Raw genomic sequence first — 17,019 nt, 5'->3', positions numbered from 1 at the left:
TATAGCCATACAGATTGAGCGTTTCGGGCACTGAATTATAATTTTGCGGCTCATCTGTATCGGTTGGCGTTTTCATCTCATCGGGATGCACCATGACTCTTTACGTGAACCTCGCCGAATTGCTCGGCACTCGCATCGAACAGGGCTTCTACCGCCCCGGCGACCGGCTGCCGTCGGTGCGTGCCTTGAGCACCGAACACGGGGTCAGCCTGAGTACCGTGCAGCAGGCCTATCGCGTCCTGGAAGACAGCGGACTGGCGATGCCGAAACCCAAGTCCGGCTATTTCGTCCCGGTCAGCCGCGAGCTGCCGGACCTGCCAGCGGTTGGCCGCCCGGCCCAGCGCCCGGTGGACATCTCCCAATGGGACCAGGTGCTGGAGCTGATACGCGCGGTGCCGCGCAAGGATGTCGTACAGTTGGGCCGCGGCATGCCGGATATCCATTCACCGACCATGAAACCGTTGCTGCGCAGCCTGGCGCAGATCAGCCGGCGCCAAGACATGCCCGGCCTGTACTACGACAATATCTACGGCAACCTCGAACTGCGTGAGCAGATCGCCCGGCTGTCCCTGGACTCGGGCTGCCAACTCGGCGCCAGCGACCTGATCGTCACCACCGGTTGCCACGAGGCGTTGTCGGTCAGCATCCGCGCCACCTGCGAGCAGGGCGACATCGTTGCGGTGGACTCCCCCAGCTTCCACGGTGCCATGCAGACGCTGAAGGGCCTGGGCATGAAGGCTTTGGAAATACCCACCGATCCACTCACCGGCATCAGCCTGGAAGCGCTGGAACTGGCACTGGAGCAATGGCCGATCAAGGCCATACAGTTGACCCCCAGCTGCAACAACCCGCTGGGCTACATCATGCCGGAGGCCAACAAGCGCGCTTTGCTGACCCTGGCGCAGCGCTTCGATGTGGCGATTATCGAAGACGATGTGTATGGGGAACTGGCCTACACCTATCCGCGTCCTCGCACCATCAAGTCCTTCGACGACGATGGTCGCGTCCTGCTCTGCAGTTCTTTTTCCAAGACCCTTGCCCCTGGCCTTCGGGTCGGCTGGGTAGCGCCGGGGCGCTATCTGGAACGGGTGCTGCACATGAAATACATCAGCACCGGCTCGACCGCGCCGCAACCCCAGATAGCCATCGCGGAGTTTCTCAAAGGCGGACATTTCGAGCCGCATTTGCGGCGGATGCGCAGCCAATACCAGCGCAATCGTGACGTGATGATTGATTGGGTCAGCCGTTATTTCCCGGTAGGTACCCGCGCCAGCCGTCCCCGCGGCAGCTTCATGCTGTGGGTCGAATTACCCGAGGGCTTCGACACATTGAAGCTCAACCGGATGCTGCACGACCAAGGCGTGCAGATCGCCGTCGGCAGTATCTTTTCGGCCTCGGGCAAATATCGCAATTGCCTGCGCATGAACTACGCTGCCAAGCCAACGGCACAGATCGAGGATGCGGTGCGCAAGGTTGGTGCCGTGGCTATAGCGTTGTTGAACGAAACCCAGCGAGACACCGTCTGACCGTGTAGGCAGGGAAGCAGCACCCAACAGCCGACCCACGCTAACAATCGGAACGAGCCTACGTGAGATCCAGACCGATCCTGCACGCGCTAATGCTAGTCGCCTCGCTGTTGAGCGGCTGCGCCAGTCTTGATGTCACCCGCGAACCCTCCCAGGCGTTGCCGGCCTCCGACTCAGCGTTCGGCCGCTCGGTGGCGCAACAGGCCGCCCCGCACGAGGGCCGCTCAGGCTTTCGCCTGCTGTCCGACAGTACCGAAGCCTTCACCGCCCGGGCCGAGCTGATTCGCAACGCTCAAAGCAGCCTGGATTTGCAGTACTACATCGTTCATGACGGCATCAGCACGCGCATGCTGGTCGACGAACTGCTGAAGGCAGCGGACCGTGGGGTGCGCGTGCGGATCCTGCTTGACGACACCACCAGCGACGGCCAGGAGCAAGTCATCGCGACCCTGGCCGCGCACCCGAACATCCAGATTCGCCTGTTCAACCCGTTGCATCTTGGCCGCGCCACCGGCGTGACCCGCAGCCTGGGGCGCTTGTTCAATCTGTCGCTGCAACATCGTCGGATGCACAACAAGCTCTGGCTGGCGGACAACAGCATGGCCATCGTCGGCGGCCGCAATCTCGGCGACGAATATTTCGATGCCGAACCCAACCTTAACTTCACCGACATCGACCTGCTCAGCGTCGGCCCGGTGGCCGAGCAATTGGGGCACAGCTTCGACCAATACTGGAACAGCGCGCTGAGCAAACCGATCGAACAATTCCTTTCCCATCGACCAACTCCCAAGGACCTGGAGAACAGCCGCTTGCGCCTGCAAGCTTCGCTTGAGCAGACGCACAAGGAAAACCAGACGCTCTACCAGCAACTGACCGCCTACAAGACCCAGCCGCGCCTGGACATCTGGCGCGGACAGTTGATCTGGGCCTGGAACCAGGCGCTGTGGGATGCGCCTAGCAAGGTACTGGCCAAGGATGAGCCAGACCCTCGATTGCTGCTGACGACACAACTGGGGCCGGAGCTGACCGGCGTCAGCAAGGAACTGATCATGATCTCCGCCTACTTCGTGCCCGGACAGCCAGGGCTGGTGTACCTGACCAGCCGTGCCGATGCCGGTGTCTCCGTGAGCCTCTTGACCAATTCGCTGGAAGCCACCGATGTGCCGGCGGTGCACGGCGGCTACGCGCCGTATCGCAAGGCCTTGCTGCAGCATGGCGTACGGCTGTTCGAGTTGCGCCGCCAACCCGGCGACAGCGGCGGCAGCCCGCATCTGTTCTACAGCAAGTCTTATGGCGAATCGGACTCCAGCCTGCACAGCAAGGCGATCATCTTCGATCAACAGAAGTCGTTCATTGGCTCGTTCAATTTCGATCCTCGTTCAGTGCTTTGGAACACCGAGGTCGGCGTACTGGTAGACAGCCCGAAACTCGCCGGCCAGGTTCGGGAGCTGGCTTTGCAGGGCATGGCCCCGACCCTGAGTTATCAGGCCCGCCTGGAAGATGAAAGACTGGTCTGGACCACCGAGGACAACGGCAAGCTGCACGACCTGGATCGCGAACCGGGCAGCTGGTGGCGCCGCTTCAATGCCTGGTTCGCCACGACGATCGGGTTGGAGCGGATGCTTTAGAATCTGGGCACTCTGGAGCCACAGGGTATCTGGATGAGCTCAAGCGGTTTGTGTCGCGCCGAACGCCCCTTGGCGCAACAACAGAATGACCAGGCCGAACGCCCCCGCCGCCATGAACAACGGCAGCGCATGGCCGCTGACCCACTGGCTGCCCGCCCCCGCCACCAGCGGCCCGACCAGGCAACCGATCCCCCACAGCTGCGCAACATGGGCGTTGGCCCGTACCAGCGCATCATCGCGGTAGCGCTCGCCGATCAGGATCAGCGACAAGGTAAACAGCCCACCCGCGCTGGCGCCAAACAGCACCCACAGCGGCCAGATCAACAAGGTATCAATCAGCAGCGGCACCGCGAGGCTGGACAACATCAGTGCCACCGCGCAGCCGGTGAATAGCGACCGGCGCGACAGGCGATCGGCCAGGGCGCCAATGGGCAGCTGCAACAGGGCGTCGCCGACCACCACCGTGCTGACCATCGCCAGCGCAATATCGGCACTGAAGCCCTGGCGCAGGCAATAGACCGGCAGCAGCGTCAGGATCATCGCCTCGAATGCGGCGAACAACGACACCGCCCAACCGATTGCCGGCAGGCCCCGGCAAAATTCCCACAAATCGCCGAAGGTAACGCTGCCCGCCTCACTGGCAGGCGCACCGCTGCGGCCAAGCAACAACAACGGGGCGATCAATAGCAGCCCGACACCCACCCAGAACCCGTAGTCATGATCGGTCCCCAGCGCACCGAGCAGCAGCGGGCCGGACAATTGGCTCAAGGCATAGCTGGCCCCGTACAGCGCCACCAACCGCCCGCGCCATTGCTCGATGACCAGCTGGTTGATCCAGCTCTCGCCGAGAATGAACACCAATGTCAGGACGACTCCGATCAACAGCCGCAAGAGCAGCCAGACCGGATAGCTGGGCAACAGCGCCAACAACCCGATGGACACCGCCCCGCCCCACAGGCACAGGCGCATCAGCGCCGCCGTACCGAAATGCGCCGCCAGCCGGCTCGAAACCTTGGCCCCGACCAGTACGCCAACGGCTGGCATCGCCGCCATGACGCCAATGGCGAACGAGCCATAACCCCAGCCCTCCAGGCGCAGCGACACCAGGGGCATGCTTACGCCGAGGGCAAGGCCGACGCTCAGGACAGAGGCCAACACGGCGAAATAGGTCGCCCAACGCATTTCCACGCTCCCGTGGCTAACTATCGACTCCAGGCATCACCACAAAACAATGTGGGAGCGAGCCTGCTCGCGATGACGATGCAACATTCAACAAAATCGTCGATTGTCATACCGCTTTCGCGAGCAGGCTCGCTCCCACAGGGGATGTGTGTCGACCGCCAGCTCCGCTCGTACAGAAGGATCAGAGCTTGATCCAGGTCGCCTTCAGTTCGGTGTACTTGTCGAACGCATGCAGCGACTTGTCACGGCCGTTGCCCGACTGCTTGAAGCCACCGAACGGTGCGGTCATGTCGCCACCGTCATATTGGTTGACCCATACGCTGCCGGCGCGCAAGGCCTTGGCGGTCAGGTGAGCCTTGGAGATGTCCTTGGTCCACACTGCCGCAGCCAAGCCGTACGGGGTGTCGTTGGCGATCTGGACGGCCTCTTCGGCACTGTCGAAGGCGATGACCGACAACACCGGCCCGAAGATTTCTTCCTGGGCGATTTTCATCGCGTTGCTCACGCCATCGAAAATCGTCGGCTCGACGTAGGTACCGCCGGTTTCCTGGAGAATCCGCTTGCCACCCGCGACCAGCTTGGCGCCGTCGCTGTGACCGGCTTCGATGTAAGACAGCACGGTATTCATCTGCTGGGTATCGACCAGGGCACCGACATTGGTCGCTGGATCCAGTGGATTGCCAGGTTTCCAGCCCTTGAGAGCCTCGATCACCAGCGGCAGGAACGTGTCCTTGATCGAACGCTCCACCAGCAGGCGCGAGCCCGCCGTGCAGACTTCGCCCTGGTTGAAGGCGATGGCACTGGCGGCGGCTTCGGCGGCGGCCTGCAGGTCCGGAGCATCGGCAAATACGATGTTCGGGCTCTTGCCACCCGCCTCCAGCCAGACGCGCTTCATGTTCGACTCGCCGGAATAGATCATCAGTTGCTTGGCGATCTTGGTGGAACCGGTGAACACCAGCGTATCGACATCCATGTGCAAGGCCAGGGCCTTGCCGACCGTGTGGCCATAGCCTGGCAGCACGTTCAGCACGCCTTTGGGGATGCCGGCCTCGATGGCCAGCGCGGCGATACGAATGGCGGTCAGCGGGGATTTTTCCGACGGCTTGAGCACTACCGAGTTGCCGGTGGACAACGCCGGGCCGAGCTTCCAGCAGGCCATCATCAACGGGAAGTTCCACGGAACGATGGCACCGACCACGCCGACCGGTTCCCGGGTGACCAGGCCCAATTGGTCATGCGGGGTGGCGGCCACTTCATCGTAGAGCTTGTCGATGGCTTCACCGCTCCAGCTCAGCGCCTGCGCCGCGCCTGGAACGTCAATATTCAGGGAGTCGCTGATCGGCTTGCCCATGTCCAGGGTTTCCAGCAAGGCCAGCTCTTCGGCGTGCTGCTTGAGCAGGCCGGCAAAACGAATCATGGTGGCTTTGCGCTTGCTCGGCGCCAGGCGCGACCAGGCGCCAGAGCTGAATGTCGCGCGGGCGTTTTCGACGGCGCGCTGGGCGTCGGCCACGTCGCAACTGGCGATCTTGCCCAACAGGCGGCCGTCGACCGGGCTGAGGCAATCGAAGGTCTCGCCGGACACTGCATCGGTGTATTCGCCATTGATGAAGGCGCGGCCTTCGATCTTCAGGTCGCGGGCGCGCTGTTCCCAGTCGGCACGAGTCAGGGTGGTCATGCGAGTGTCCTCCTCTTGTTTGGGTACGAACGCCACGCTATGCGTAGCGTTCAAGAATTCTGCCTTGCCGATGTGTATTCGGCACAAGGCACCCGCCACCCTAAACCAGCGACCGGGGATGTTTCAATATATTTGACAGAAAACCAGCAAACGGCCTTGCGATGTTCGTTTTAATAAACATAGACTTTTGCTCTCCCAGCCATCCGCGCCGCAAGCACCGAGGGTAACCGCATGAGCATCCAGGACATCGTCGATTTCAGCCAGGCCAATACCACCGCCGACCGCTATCGACCGGACCCGGTCAAGGTACTTAAAGGTGATCCCGAGCAAGCGGTGTTCAATCATTACAGCAGTCCTTGCGGACAGATGAATGCGGGGGTGTGGGAAGGCGCGGTGGGCCAGTGGACGGTCAACTATACGGAGCACGAATACTGCGAAATCGTCCAAGGTGTTTCGGTGCTGCGGGACAATGAAGGGAATGCCAAGACACTTCGAGCGGGCGATCGTTTTGTAATTCCGGCCGGATTCCAAGGAACTTGGGAAGTGCTGGAAGCGTGCCGCAAGATTTATGTAGTGTTTGAGAAACAGGAATGAATCAAACGCTTACACAGTACGATATACATGGCCGCCACCCTCCTGTAATTATATCCGGGCGCCTCAATGAGGAGGCGCTGATTATAAATTATGCCAGGAGGCAACATGGCCAAAAAAAAAGCTACTACACCGCGGATCGCAGCACTGGCTGCCCTGCTGACACTAAACATTGGAGCGCTTGAAGCAATTGCCAACGAGATCCACCCTTCAGGCGTATGCACGGCTAATTTTGCTTTCAACTCCCTGCTGCCGATGAAGGTAGACGCGCAATTTCTGCACGACATGCAAGCCTATTCGGGAGCCAAGATCGTACGCCATATACGCGCAGGCGAAGCCTACACCATGGACTATCGAGATGATCGGCTCTACGTCTTCAGCGACAAGGAAAACTTTTATACCGGTCACAAGTGTGGCTGATTAATTATCAGGCAACCTTGTAAACGGTCAGGATTTCAGCCCTGAAAGAAAAAGGCCCGTATCTCGCGATACGGGCCTTTTTCGTAAGGAGGGAAAATCAATTACTTGATTTTGCCTTCCTTGTAGATCACGTGCTTGCGAACAACCGGATCATATTTCTTGATCTCGATTTTGTCCGGGGTAGTACGCTTGTTCTTGTCGGTAGTGTAGAAGTGACCAGTACCGGCGCTCGAGATCAAACGAATCAATTCACGCATGATTAGCTCCCTTAAACCTTGCCATCGCGACGAAGTTCGGCCAGCACGACACTGATGCCACGCTTGTCGATGATGCGCATGCCTTTGGCAGATACGCGCAGACGCACAAAACGTTTCTCTTCTTCAACCCAGAAGCGGTGATGCTGCAGGTTCGGCAGGAAACGACGACGGGTTTTGTTGTTTGCGTGGGAAATGTTATTCCCAGTCACCGGACCCTTACCGGTAACTTGACAGACTCTCGACATGCCTCAGCCCTCTAAAACCACATGCCCAACCCGGCATGGGTTGGCCGCTTAATCTCTCAGTCATTTGGCGCCAGGCGCCGCGTTTCTTTAAGGGTCTTACCGGCTACACCTACAGTGAAGGAACCGGGCCCCTAGAAAAGAGCGCTGCTTTATACCAGAAAGACCCAGGCACAACAACAGCCGGTGTGATTTGTCTTTACTGGAAACCCTCGATCAACAGCCTCAGGCGGCTGCGGCAAGGGCCCGCGATGCCCTGACCGCTCGTCGCGGCGCGCAGGTTTTTTTCATTCATTGGCGAGCTCGCGCCCTGAGCACGTCCCGCGAAGCGCTGCAAAGAGTGCCGGAAAATGCAAAAAGGGGATAGTCATTTGCAGGCGAGCCCACTAGGGTAGACCTTTTCCAGACTGCACTCGCAGATGGGCCTCCGACCTGCACAGGAAATCAATCATGCGCCTCGCTGCCCTACCGCTGTTGCTCGCCCCTCTGCTACTCACTCCGCTGGCCCAGGCCGCCGCCCTGAGCGTGTGTACCGAGGCCAGCCCGGAAGGGTTCGATGTCGTCCAGTACAACTCCCTGACCACTACCAACGCTTCGGCCGACGTGCTGATGAACCGCCTGGTAGATTTCGACACCGCCAGCGGCAAGGTGGTGGCCAGCCTGGCCGAGAGCTGGGAAGTTTCGCCCGATGGCCTGAGTTATGTCTTCAAGTTGCGCCCCAAGGTCAGGTTTCACCACACCGACTACTTCACACCGCGTCGCGACCTGACGGCCGAAGACGTCAAGTTCAGCTTCGAGCGCATGCTGGACCCGGCCAACCCTTGGCACAAGGTCGCCCAGAGCGGCTTCCCCCACGCCCAATCCATGCAACTGCCGGCGCTGATTACAAAAATCGATGCCCTGGACCCGTTGACAGTGCGCTTCACCCTCGACCATGCCGATTCGACCTTCCTGGCGACGTTGAGCATGGGTTTCGCATCGATCTATTCGGCTGAATATGCCGACCAGTTGATGAAGGCCGGCAAGCCGGAGCAACTCAACAGCCAGCCCATCGGCACCGGCCCGTTCATTTTCAACCGGTTCCAGAAAGATGCCTCGATTCGCTACAAGGCCAACGGGGATTATTTCGGCGGCAAGCCCCAGGTGGACCCGCTGATCTTTGCCATCACGCCAGACGCCAACGTGCGCCTGCAGAAGTTGCGCCGAAATGAATGCCAGATCGCCCTGTCGCCCAAGCCGCTGGACGTGCAGGCCGCCCGGCAGGAGCCGACATTGAAGGTGGCGCAGACTGACGCGTTCATGACCGCTTTCCTGGCGATCAACAGCCAGCATCCGCCGCTGGACAAGCCGGAAGTCCGTCAGGCCATCAACCTGGCTTTTGACAAGCCCAGCTACCTCAAGACCGTTTTCGAAGGCACGGCCGAAGCGGCCAACGGCCCTTATCCGCCAAACACCTGGAGCTACGCGAAAAACCTGCCCGGCTATGCCCATGACCCGGCCAAGGCTCGGGAATTGCTGGCCAAGGCCGGTTTGAAGGAAGGCTTCAAGACTACTATCTGGACTCGCCCCTCCGGCAGCCTGCTCAATCCCAATCCGAGCCTCGGCGCGCAGCTGTTGCAATCGGACCTGGCGGGAATCGGCATCCAGGCGGAAATCCGCGTGATCGAATGGGGCGAGCTGATCCGCCGCGCCAAGGCCGGCGAGCACGACCTGCTGTTCATGGGCTGGGCCGGCGACAACGGTGACCCGGACAACTTCCTCACGCCGCAGTTTTCCTGCGCGGCGGTCAAGTCCGGGACCAATTTCGCTCGTTACTGCAACCCGGATCTGGACAAACTGATCAGTGCCGGCAAGACCACCAGCGAACAGGGCGTGCGCACCAAACTCTACGAACAGGCCCAGGCGCAGATCCAGCAGCAGGCCCTCTGGCTGCCCCTGGCGCACCCGACGGCATTCGCGCTGACCCGCAAGGATGTGCAGGGTTATACGGTCAGCCCGTTTGGGCGGCAGGATTATTCCAAGGTCAACCTCAAGTAACCCGGCCTAGCCCCAGTCCCCTTGTGGGAGCGAGCCTGCTCGCGAAATCGGTTTGTCAGCCAACTTTGAGTCAACTGATACACCGCATTCGCGAGCAGGCTCGCTCCCACAAAGGCTCCATATCGTCAGCCCTGCCTACATCCACCCACACTCCGCCATCGACAACGGCTCCCCATCGCCGACGATAAAATGGTCGAGCACCCGCACATCGATCAGCTCCAGCGCGTCCTGGAGCCGCTCGGTGAGCATTCGGTCGGCCTGGCTGGGCTCGGTGCTGCCGGAGGGGTGGTTGTGGCAGAGGATCACGGCAGCGGCGTTGTGGGCCAGGGCGCGCTTGACCACTTGCCGGGGGTGGACACTGGTGCAGGCGATGGAGCCACGAAAAAGCGCTTCGAACGCCAGCACCTGATGCCGCGAGTTGAGAAACAGGCAACCAAAAACCTCGTGAGGTTCGTGGCGCAGCATTGACTTGAGATAGTCACGAACGGCCTGCGGGTCTTCCAGCATTGAATTCTGCCGAGTCCGCGCCGCCAAGTGTCGCCGGCCCATTTCGAGCACCGCGCGCAATTGAGCGAATTTCGCCGGACCCAGCCCCATATGACTGCTGAACGTGAGCTGATCAGCCTCAAGCAACGCCCGCAGGCAGCCAAATTGGGACAGCAGATGTCGAGCCAGATCCACCGCGCTTTTACCCGACACACCCGTGCGTAAAAATATCGCCAGCAGCTCGGCGTCTGAAAGACTCTCCGCCCCCGACACCAACAATCTCTCCCGTGGCCGCTCGGCCACCGGCCAGTCCCGAATACTCATGGCATCTCCCTGATAATGGGCGCCGCTGTTCCGTAGCGGACGCTGTGATATCTTAGCCCATCTTTTTTGCAGGCGATTTGCACCCAGGCAGGCTGCTGCCGAGGGTTCGCCCTGCACTGACCATTAAAATCGAAAGGCAGGCCTATGCAGCGGCTGTATCGGAAACGCATCGTTCTGGGCGTCGGCGGCGGCATTGCCGCCTACAAGAGCGCCGAGCTGGTTCGCAGGCTTATCGACCAGGGCGCCGAAGTACGGGTCGTCATGACCCGCGGCGGCAGTGAGTTCATCACCCCGCTGACCATGCAAGCCTTGTCCGGGCACCCGGTCCACCTGGATCTGCTCGACCCGGCGGCCGAGGCCGCCATGGGTCATATCGAGCTGGCCAAATGGGCTGACCTGGTGCTGATCGCCCCGGCCACGGCCGACCTGATCGCCCGCCTGGCCCAAGGCATCGCCGACGACCTGCTGACCACCCTTGTACTCGCTACCGACGCCGTGGTCGCCGTGGCGCCGGCCATGAACCAGGCCATGTGGCGCGACCCCGCCACCCAGGCCAACCTGCAACTGCTCGAAAGCCGCGATCTGAAAGTTTTTGGCCCAGCCTCTGGCAGCCAGGCCTGCGGCGATGTCGGCATGGGCCGCATGCTCGAAGCCAACGACCTGGTTCAGTGCGCCGCCGACTGCTTCCAGCGCCAGGCGCTGACCGGCAAGCATGTGCTGATTACCGCCGGCCCGACCCAGGAAAACATCGACCCGGTGCGCTACATCACCAACCACAGCTCGGGGAAAATGGGCTTCGCCCTGGCCGAAGCCGCCGTCGAAGCGGGCGCGCGGGTGACGCTGATCACCGGGCCGGTGCACCTGCCGACCCCGGATCGAGTGACCCGCATCGACGTCGTCAGCGCCCGGGACATGCTTGCGGCCTGTGAGGCCTCGATCCCGTGCGACCTGTTCATCGCCTCGGCGGCGGTGGCGGACTACCGCCCCGAAGTCGTTGCCCCGCAAAAATTGAAGAAAGACCCTACAAGCGGCGACGGCCTGCTCCTGCAAATGGTACGCAACCCGGACATCCTGGCCACCATCGCCACCCGTCCCGACCGTCCATTCAGCGTCGGTTTTGCCGCCGAAACCGAACACCTCCTCGATTACGCCGCGCGCAAGCTCAAGGACAAGAATCTGGACCTGATCGTCGCCAACGACGTCGCCAACCCGAGCATCGGCTTCAACAGCGAAGAGAACGCCTGCAGCGTGATCGACCGCCAGTTGCACGCCACGCTTTTCGCCCAGACCAGCAAGGGCAAGATTGCCCGCCAACTGATTACTTTCATCGCCGAACGGCTGAACCAGGTTTAATTTCAATGCACGCTCTACAAGCCAAGATCCTCGACCCTCGCATCGGCAACGAATTCCCACTGCCGCAGTACGCCACGCCGGGCTCAGCCGGCCTCGATCTGCGGGCGATGCTCAAGCAGGACACGATCCTGGAACCGGGCCAGACCCTGCTGATTCCCACCGGCCTGTCGGTCTACATCGGCGATCCGGGCCTCGCCGCGCTGATTCTGCCGCGCTCGGGCCTGGGCCATAAGCACGGCATCGTGCTGGGCAACCTGGTGGGCCTGATCGACTCCGATTACCAGGGCGAACTGATGGTGTCCTGCTGGAATCGCGGCCAGACCGCTTTCAACATCGCCGTGGGCGAACGCATTGCCCAACTGGTGCTGGTGCCGGTGGTCCAGGCCCATTTCGAATTGGTCGAGGAATTCGACGAGAGCCAGCGCGGCGCCGGCGGTTTCGGTCACTCCGGTAGCCACTGATCCGGCTGCTCGGGCCGGGCAACAGGCCCGGCCGCTTTATTAAGCTTCTGTTTCAGGACGAAAAATGCGTAACGGCTCGAGGCGACGTTTCCCATCCGGAATCAACGTTTTAGGCCGTTCGGGCTGGGGTAACGCTGTCTCATGGCACTTTCCCACCGCGAACTCTCTGTAGAAAACGCCGTCATACCCTTCAGCTTGAGCCTGCCGACGCCCGTCGTCGGCCTGTCCAGTCACTTTCCTGATAGAGCACCCCGCCCATGAACACCCCAGCCGCAATCGCCCCGATCTTCCCTGACAGCATCTTCCGCGCCTACGACATCCGTGGCGTCGTGCCGGAAACCCTGACGGCTGAAACCGCCTACTGGATCGGCCGCGCCATCGGCTCCCAGAGCCTGGCCCAGGGCGAACCGAACGTGAATGTCGGCCGCGACGGTCGCTTGTCCGGCCCGGAGCTGGTCGAGCAGTTGATCAAAGGCGTTGCCGACAGCGGTTGCCACGTCAGCGACGTCGGCCTGGTGCCGACCCCGGCGCTTTATTACGCCGCCAATGTCCTGGCCGGCAAATCCGGCGTGATGCTCACCGGCAGCCACAACCCGTCGAACTACAACGGCTTCAAGATCGTCATCGCCGGCGACACCCTCGCCAACGAGCAGATCCAGGCCCTGCACACCCGCCTCAAGACCAATGACCTGAGCAGTGGCCAGGGCAGCGTGACCAAGGTCGACATCCTCCCGCGCTACAACGACGAAATCGTCAAGGACGTGAAACTGGCCCGCCGCCTGAAAGTAGTGGTCGATTGCGGCAACGGCGCGGCCGGCGTCATCGCCCCGCAACTGATCGAAGCGCTGAACTGCGAAGTCATCCCGTTGTTCTGCGACGTCGACGGCAATTTCCCAAATCACCACCCGGATCCGGGCAAGCTGGAAAATCTCGAGGACCTGATCGCCAAGGTCAAGGAAACCAACGCCGACCTGGGCCTGGCCTTCGACGGCGACGGCGACCGCGTGGGTGTGGTGACCAATACCGGCAGCGTGGTGTTTCCTGACCGTCTGCTGATGCTGTTCGCCAAGGACGTGGTGGCGCGCAACCCTGACGCCGAGATCATCTTCGACGTGAAGTGCACCCGTCGCCTGGTGCCGCTGATCAAGGAATATGGCGGTCGTCCGCTCATGTGGAAAACCGGCCATTCGCTGATCAAGAAAAAAATGAAACAGAGCGGCGCCCTGCTGGCCGGCGAAATGAGCGGCCACATCTTCTTCAAGGAGCGCTGGTTCGGTTTCGATGACGGCATCTACAGCGCGGCACGCCTGCTGGAAATCCTCAGCAAGGAGAAATCCACCGCCGAAGAGCTGTTCGCGACCTTCCCGAACGATATTTCTACGCCGGAAATCAATATCCATGTGACCGAAGAGAGCAAATTCAGCATCATTGATGCACTGCACGACGCCCAGTGGGGCGAAGGCGCCGAACTGACCACCATCGACGGTGTGCGGGTCGACTACCCACAAGGCTGGGGCCTGGTTCGCGCCTCCAACACCACACCGGTGCTGGTGCTGCGTTTCGAGGCCGACAACGAGGCGGAACTGCAGCGCATCAAGGATGTGTTCCACAGCCAACTCAAGCGTGTTGCACCTGATCTCCAACTACCGTTCTGATTTGAATCACCACCGGAGCCCTGAATGACCCTCGAACGCGAAGCCGCCGCCAACACCGCCAAGGTCCTGTCCGAAGCGTTGCCTTACATCCGACGCTACGTCGGCAAGACCCTGGTGATCAAGTACGGCGGCAACGCAATGGAAAGCGAGGAGCTCAAGACCGGCTTCGCCCGCGACATCGTGCTGATGAAGGCGGTGGGCATCAACCCGGTGGTGGTTCACGGCGGCGGTCCGCAAATCGGCGACCTGCTCAAGCGCCTGTCGATCGAAAGCCACTTCATCGACGGCATGCGCGTGACCGATGCGCAGACCATGGATGTGGTGGAGATGGTCCTCGGCGGCCAGGTGAACAAGGACATCGTCAATCTGATCAACCGCCACGGCGGCAGCGCCATCGGCCTGACCGGCAAGGACGCCGAACTGATCCGGGCGAAGAAACTCACCGTAACCCGCCAGACGCCGGAGATGACTCAGCCGGAAATCATCGACATCGGCCAGGTCGGCGAAGTGGTCGGCATCAACACCGATCTGCTGAACCTGCTGGTCAAGGGCGACTTCATTCCGGTCATCGCGCCGATCGGCGTGGGCGCCAATGGCGAGTCGTACAACATCAACGCCGACCTGGTGGCCGGCAAGGTTGCCGAAGCGCTGAAAGCCGAGAAGCTGATGCTGCTGACCAACATCGCCGGCCTGATGGACAAGACCGGCAAGGTCCTGACCGGGTTGTCGACCCAGCAAGTCGATGACTTGATCGCCGATGGCACCATCTACGGCGGCATGCTGCCGAAGATCCGTTGCGCGCTGGAAGCGGTCCAGGGCGGCGTTGGCAGCTCGCTGATCATCGACGGCCGCGTGCCGAATGCGATCCTCCTGGAGATCTTCACCGATACCGGCGTGGGTACGCTGATCAGCAATCGCAAGCGTCATTAAGCGACACCTGTAAAAAAGACCCCGCTCAACCTGGTTGAGCGGGGTCTTTTTCATCACTTCTTCAGAAGATGCTTGTGTGGCGAGGGAGCTTGCTCCCGCTGGGCTGCGCAGCGGCCCCAACATTTTGCGGTCGCTGCGCGACCGAGCGGGAGCAAGCTCCCTCGCCACAAGATCAAAACCAGCGGGGCTTTTTAGACGCCGAACTGGGCGCGATAGGCCTCAACCGCCGGCAAATGCTGCTTGAGCTGCGGATCATCGGCCAAGAACTCCAGCACCTGGTTCAGCGACACAATGCTGATCACCGGGATACCGAAGTCGCGCTCCACTTCCTGGATCGCCGACAGCTCACCATTGCCGCGCTCCTGACGGTTCAGGGCGATCAGCACGCCGGCAGCCTTGGCGCCTTCCTGGGAAGCGATGATCTGCATCACCTCGCGAATGGCGGTACCGGCGGTTATAACGTCATCGATGATCAGCACTTCGCCGGTCAACGGCGCGCCGACCAGGCTTCCGCCTTCACCGTGAGCCTTGGCTTCCTTGCGGTTGAAGCACCAGGGCAGGTCACGGCCATGGTGCTCGGCCAGGGCGACGGCGGTAGTGGCGGCCAATGGGATGCCCTTGTAGGCCGGGCCGAACAGCACGTCGAACGGAATGCCGCTTTCAACGATGGCGGCGGCATAGAACCGGCCCAACTGCGCCAGGGCGGTTCCACTGTTGAACAGGCCGGCGTTGAAGAAGTACGGGCTGGTGCGCCCGGACTTGAGGGTGAATTCACCGAAGCGCAAAACGCCGCGATCGATGGCAAAGCGAATGAAATCGCGCTGATACGCCTGCATGAAAAAAGCCTCAAATACCGCGGATTTAGCTAAATAGGTAGACGGCGTGTATCATACACGCACGTGATTTTTGGGGCCATTTATGCGGATCATCAGTGTGAACGTCAATGGTATTCAGGCTGCAGTGGAGCGTGGTTTGCTCAGTTGGCTGCAAGCACAGAATGCCGACGTCATCTGCCTGCAGGACACCCGCGCCTCCGCCTTTGAACTGGACGATGCAGCCTTCCAACTGGACGGTTACTTCCTTTACGCCTGCGATGCCGAAGTCCCCGCCCAGGGTGGCGTGGCTTTGTACTCGCGGCTGCAACCGAAGGCTGTCATCAACGGTCTCGGTTTCGAGACGGCGGACCGCTACGGGCGCTACCTGCAAGCCGATTTCGACAAGGTCAGCATCGCGACCTTGCTGCTCCCTTCGGGGCAGAACGGCGATGAAGATTTGAATCAGAAATTCAAGTTGATGGACGACTTCGCCCGTTACCTTGATAAACAGCGGCGCAAACGTCGCGAGTACATTTATTGTGGCTCGCTGTACGTGGCGCAACAGAAGCTGGATATCAAGAACTGGCGCGACAGCCAGCAGTCGCCTGGCTTCCTGGCGCCGGAACGGGCCTGGATGGACGAGATCATCGGCAACATGGGTTATGTCGATGCCCTGCGCGAAGTCAGCCGCGAAGGCGACCAGTACAGCTGGTGGCCGGATAACGAGCAGGCCGAGATGCTCAACCTCGGCTGGCGCTTCGACTACCAGCTGCTGACGCCCGGGCTGCGCCGCTTCGTCCGCAGCGCCCGCCTGCCACGCCAGCCGCGGTTCTCGCAGCATGCGCCGCTGATCGTGGACTACGACTGGACGCTGACCATCTAGGTCCTTTTCGTACCCATAAAAAAACCGACAGCAATGTCGGTTTTTTTATGAGCGCCGAAAACAACTGTGGGAGCGAGCCTGCTCGCGATAGCGGTGGGTCAGCCGACATCAATGCTGACTGATAGATTGCCATCGCGAGCAGGCTCGCTCCCACAGGGGATATATGTGCTGCTCGTTATTTGACCAGCCGCCAGGTAAATGGATACCGATACGGCTGCCCTTCATTGGCCTTCACGCCAGCAATGATGGTCAGCACCAGCGCACCGATCGCCACCAGGCCAAACAGGAAGAAACCAATCACCACGATCATCAGCAACAAGCTGATCGCCGCGGCGATCGCCACAGTGATCTGGAAGTTCAGCGCTTCCTTGCCCTGGGCATCGATGAACGGGTCGGATTCACGCTTGAGCTGCCAGATGACCAGCGGCCCGATCAGCGAACCGAACGGAATGAAAATGCCCAATAGTGCAGACAGGTGACAAAACATTGCCCACTGCCGCGCTTCTCTGCTCGGCTGGGGCAACAGGACTTGCTCATCACTCATGACACTCTCC

16 protein-coding genes and 1 pseudogene are annotated in these 17,019 nt (G+C 60.9%); 10 read left to right on the top strand and 7 right to left on the bottom strand.

All coding sequences use genetic code 11. The annotated features are described in order from the left end of the window. The first annotated feature begins 92 nt into the window (after positions 1 to 92). Together J3P84_RS01065 and J3P84_RS01060 are read left to right on the top strand one after the other, a co-directional pair. Positions 93 to 1,526 (top strand): PLP-dependent aminotransferase family protein, encoded by a 1,434-nt coding sequence (locus J3P84_RS01065; RefSeq protein ID WP_434627115.1) that lies wholly within the window; start codon positions 93 to 95, stop codon positions 1,524 to 1,526. A 62-nt stretch (positions 1,527 to 1,588) separates the two neighbouring features. Continuing rightward, the gene (locus J3P84_RS01060) at positions 1,589 to 3,154 is read left to right on the top strand and encodes a phospholipase D family protein (protein ID WP_434627113.1); all 1,566 of its coding nucleotides are present in this window, start codon (positions 1,589 to 1,591) and stop codon (positions 3,152 to 3,154) included. Positions 3,155 to 3,193: 39 nt separating this feature from the next. Here the strand turns inward: J3P84_RS01060 and J3P84_RS01055 are convergent, their stop codons facing one another. Beyond that, entirely contained in the window at positions 3,194 to 4,336 is a 1,143-nt protein-coding gene (locus J3P84_RS01055; RefSeq protein ID WP_434627111.1) for an MFS transporter, read from the bottom strand. Positions 4,337 to 4,517: 181 nt separating this feature from the next. Continuing rightward, positions 4,518 to 6,011, bottom strand: a complete 1,494-nt coding sequence (locus J3P84_RS01050) for an aldehyde dehydrogenase (RefSeq protein ID WP_434627109.1) — start codon at positions 6,009 to 6,011, stop codon at positions 4,518 to 4,520. A 231-nt stretch (positions 6,012 to 6,242) separates the two neighbouring features. Here J3P84_RS01050 and J3P84_RS01045 point away from each other — a divergent pair, with 231 nt between their 5' ends. Continuing rightward, positions 6,243 to 6,605, top strand: coding sequence for a cupin domain-containing protein (locus tag J3P84_RS01045; RefSeq protein ID WP_434627107.1), 363 nt, complete (start codon positions 6,243 to 6,245; stop codon positions 6,603 to 6,605). Positions 6,606 to 6,710: 105 nt separating this feature from the next. Then, positions 6,711 to 7,022 carry a hypothetical protein gene (locus J3P84_RS01040; RefSeq protein WP_434627105.1) on the top strand — a complete coding sequence of 104 codons (312 nt, stop codon included), beginning with the start codon at positions 6,711 to 6,713 and terminating at the stop codon, positions 7,020 to 7,022. A gap of 101 nt (positions 7,023 to 7,123) precedes the next feature. Here the strand turns inward: J3P84_RS01040 and rpmG are convergent, their stop codons facing one another. Both rpmG and rpmB read right to left on the bottom strand, forming a co-directional pair. After that, positions 7,124 to 7,279, bottom strand: coding sequence for a 50S ribosomal protein L33 (gene rpmG, locus J3P84_RS01035; protein ID WP_003177274.1), 156 nt, complete (start codon positions 7,277 to 7,279; stop codon positions 7,124 to 7,126). A gap of 11 nt (positions 7,280 to 7,290) precedes the next feature. Further along, the gene (gene rpmB / locus J3P84_RS01030) at positions 7,291 to 7,524 is read right to left on the bottom strand and encodes a 50S ribosomal protein L28 (protein WP_003177273.1); all 234 of its coding nucleotides are present in this window, start codon (positions 7,522 to 7,524) and stop codon (positions 7,291 to 7,293) included. Between the two features lie 447 nt (positions 7,525 to 7,971). On the opposite strand from rpmB, the gene J3P84_RS01025 reads away from it, so the two are divergent. After that, positions 7,972 to 9,558, top strand: coding sequence for an ABC transporter substrate-binding protein (locus J3P84_RS01025; RefSeq protein WP_434627103.1), 1,587 nt, complete (start codon positions 7,972 to 7,974; stop codon positions 9,556 to 9,558). Positions 9,559 to 9,693: 135 nt separating this feature from the next. Here J3P84_RS01025 and radC read toward each other — a convergent pair whose 3' ends face one another. After that, the gene (gene radC, locus J3P84_RS01020; protein ID WP_434627101.1) at positions 9,694 to 10,368 is read right to left on the bottom strand and encodes a RadC family protein; all 675 of its coding nucleotides are present in this window, start codon (positions 10,366 to 10,368) and stop codon (positions 9,694 to 9,696) included. A gap of 144 nt (positions 10,369 to 10,512) precedes the next feature. Here radC and coaBC point away from each other — a divergent pair, with 144 nt between their 5' ends. From coaBC to argB, 4 genes and pseudogenes are all read left to right on the top strand, one after another. After that, positions 10,513 to 11,721, top strand: a complete 1,209-nt coding sequence (gene coaBC / locus J3P84_RS01015; protein ID WP_434627099.1) for a bifunctional phosphopantothenoylcysteine decarboxylase/phosphopantothenate--cysteine ligase CoaBC — start codon at positions 10,513 to 10,515, stop codon at positions 11,719 to 11,721. Positions 11,722 to 11,726: 5 nt separating this feature from the next. Further along, positions 11,727 to 12,182, top strand: coding sequence for a dUTP diphosphatase (gene dut / locus J3P84_RS01010; RefSeq protein ID WP_003206867.1), 456 nt, complete (start codon positions 11,727 to 11,729; stop codon positions 12,180 to 12,182). A 248-nt stretch (positions 12,183 to 12,430) separates the two neighbouring features. Beyond that, positions 12,431 to 13,837: pseudogene (locus J3P84_RS01005) on the top strand (phosphomannomutase/phosphoglucomutase); the annotation flags it as partial. A 24-nt stretch (positions 13,838 to 13,861) separates the two neighbouring features. Continuing rightward, on the top strand, positions 13,862 to 14,767 hold the full coding sequence (gene argB / locus J3P84_RS01000; protein WP_305497915.1) for an acetylglutamate kinase: 906 nt from the start codon (positions 13,862 to 13,864) through the stop codon (positions 14,765 to 14,767). Positions 14,768 to 14,958: 191 nt separating this feature from the next. On the opposite strand, the gene pyrE is transcribed toward argB, so the two are convergent. Next, complete coding sequence (pyrE, locus tag J3P84_RS00995) at positions 14,959 to 15,603, bottom strand: orotate phosphoribosyltransferase (RefSeq protein WP_434570908.1); 645 nt, start codon at positions 15,601 to 15,603, stop codon at positions 14,959 to 14,961. 82 nt (positions 15,604 to 15,685) lie between these two features. On the opposite strand from pyrE, the gene J3P84_RS00990 reads away from it, so the two are divergent. Continuing rightward, a complete protein-coding gene (locus tag J3P84_RS00990; protein ID WP_013694557.1) occupies positions 15,686 to 16,465 on the top strand; it encodes an exodeoxyribonuclease III in 780 nt (259 codons plus the stop codon). Between the two features lie 175 nt (positions 16,466 to 16,640). On the opposite strand, the gene J3P84_RS00985 is transcribed toward J3P84_RS00990, so the two are convergent. Further along, complete coding sequence (locus J3P84_RS00985) at positions 16,641 to 17,009, bottom strand: DUF4870 domain-containing protein (protein WP_434570906.1); 369 nt, start codon at positions 17,007 to 17,009, stop codon at positions 16,641 to 16,643. Positions 17,010 to 17,019 lie beyond the last annotated feature (10 nt).

It is taken from the genome of Pseudomonas sp. Z1-29 (assembly GCF_051131995.1).
In the GTDB taxonomy this organism is placed as follows: domain Bacteria; phylum Pseudomonadota; class Gammaproteobacteria; order Pseudomonadales; family Pseudomonadaceae; genus Aquipseudomonas.
The sequence above is the reverse complement of the archived record's forward strand: the minus strand, read 5'-3'. Positions and strand labels throughout refer to the sequence as shown.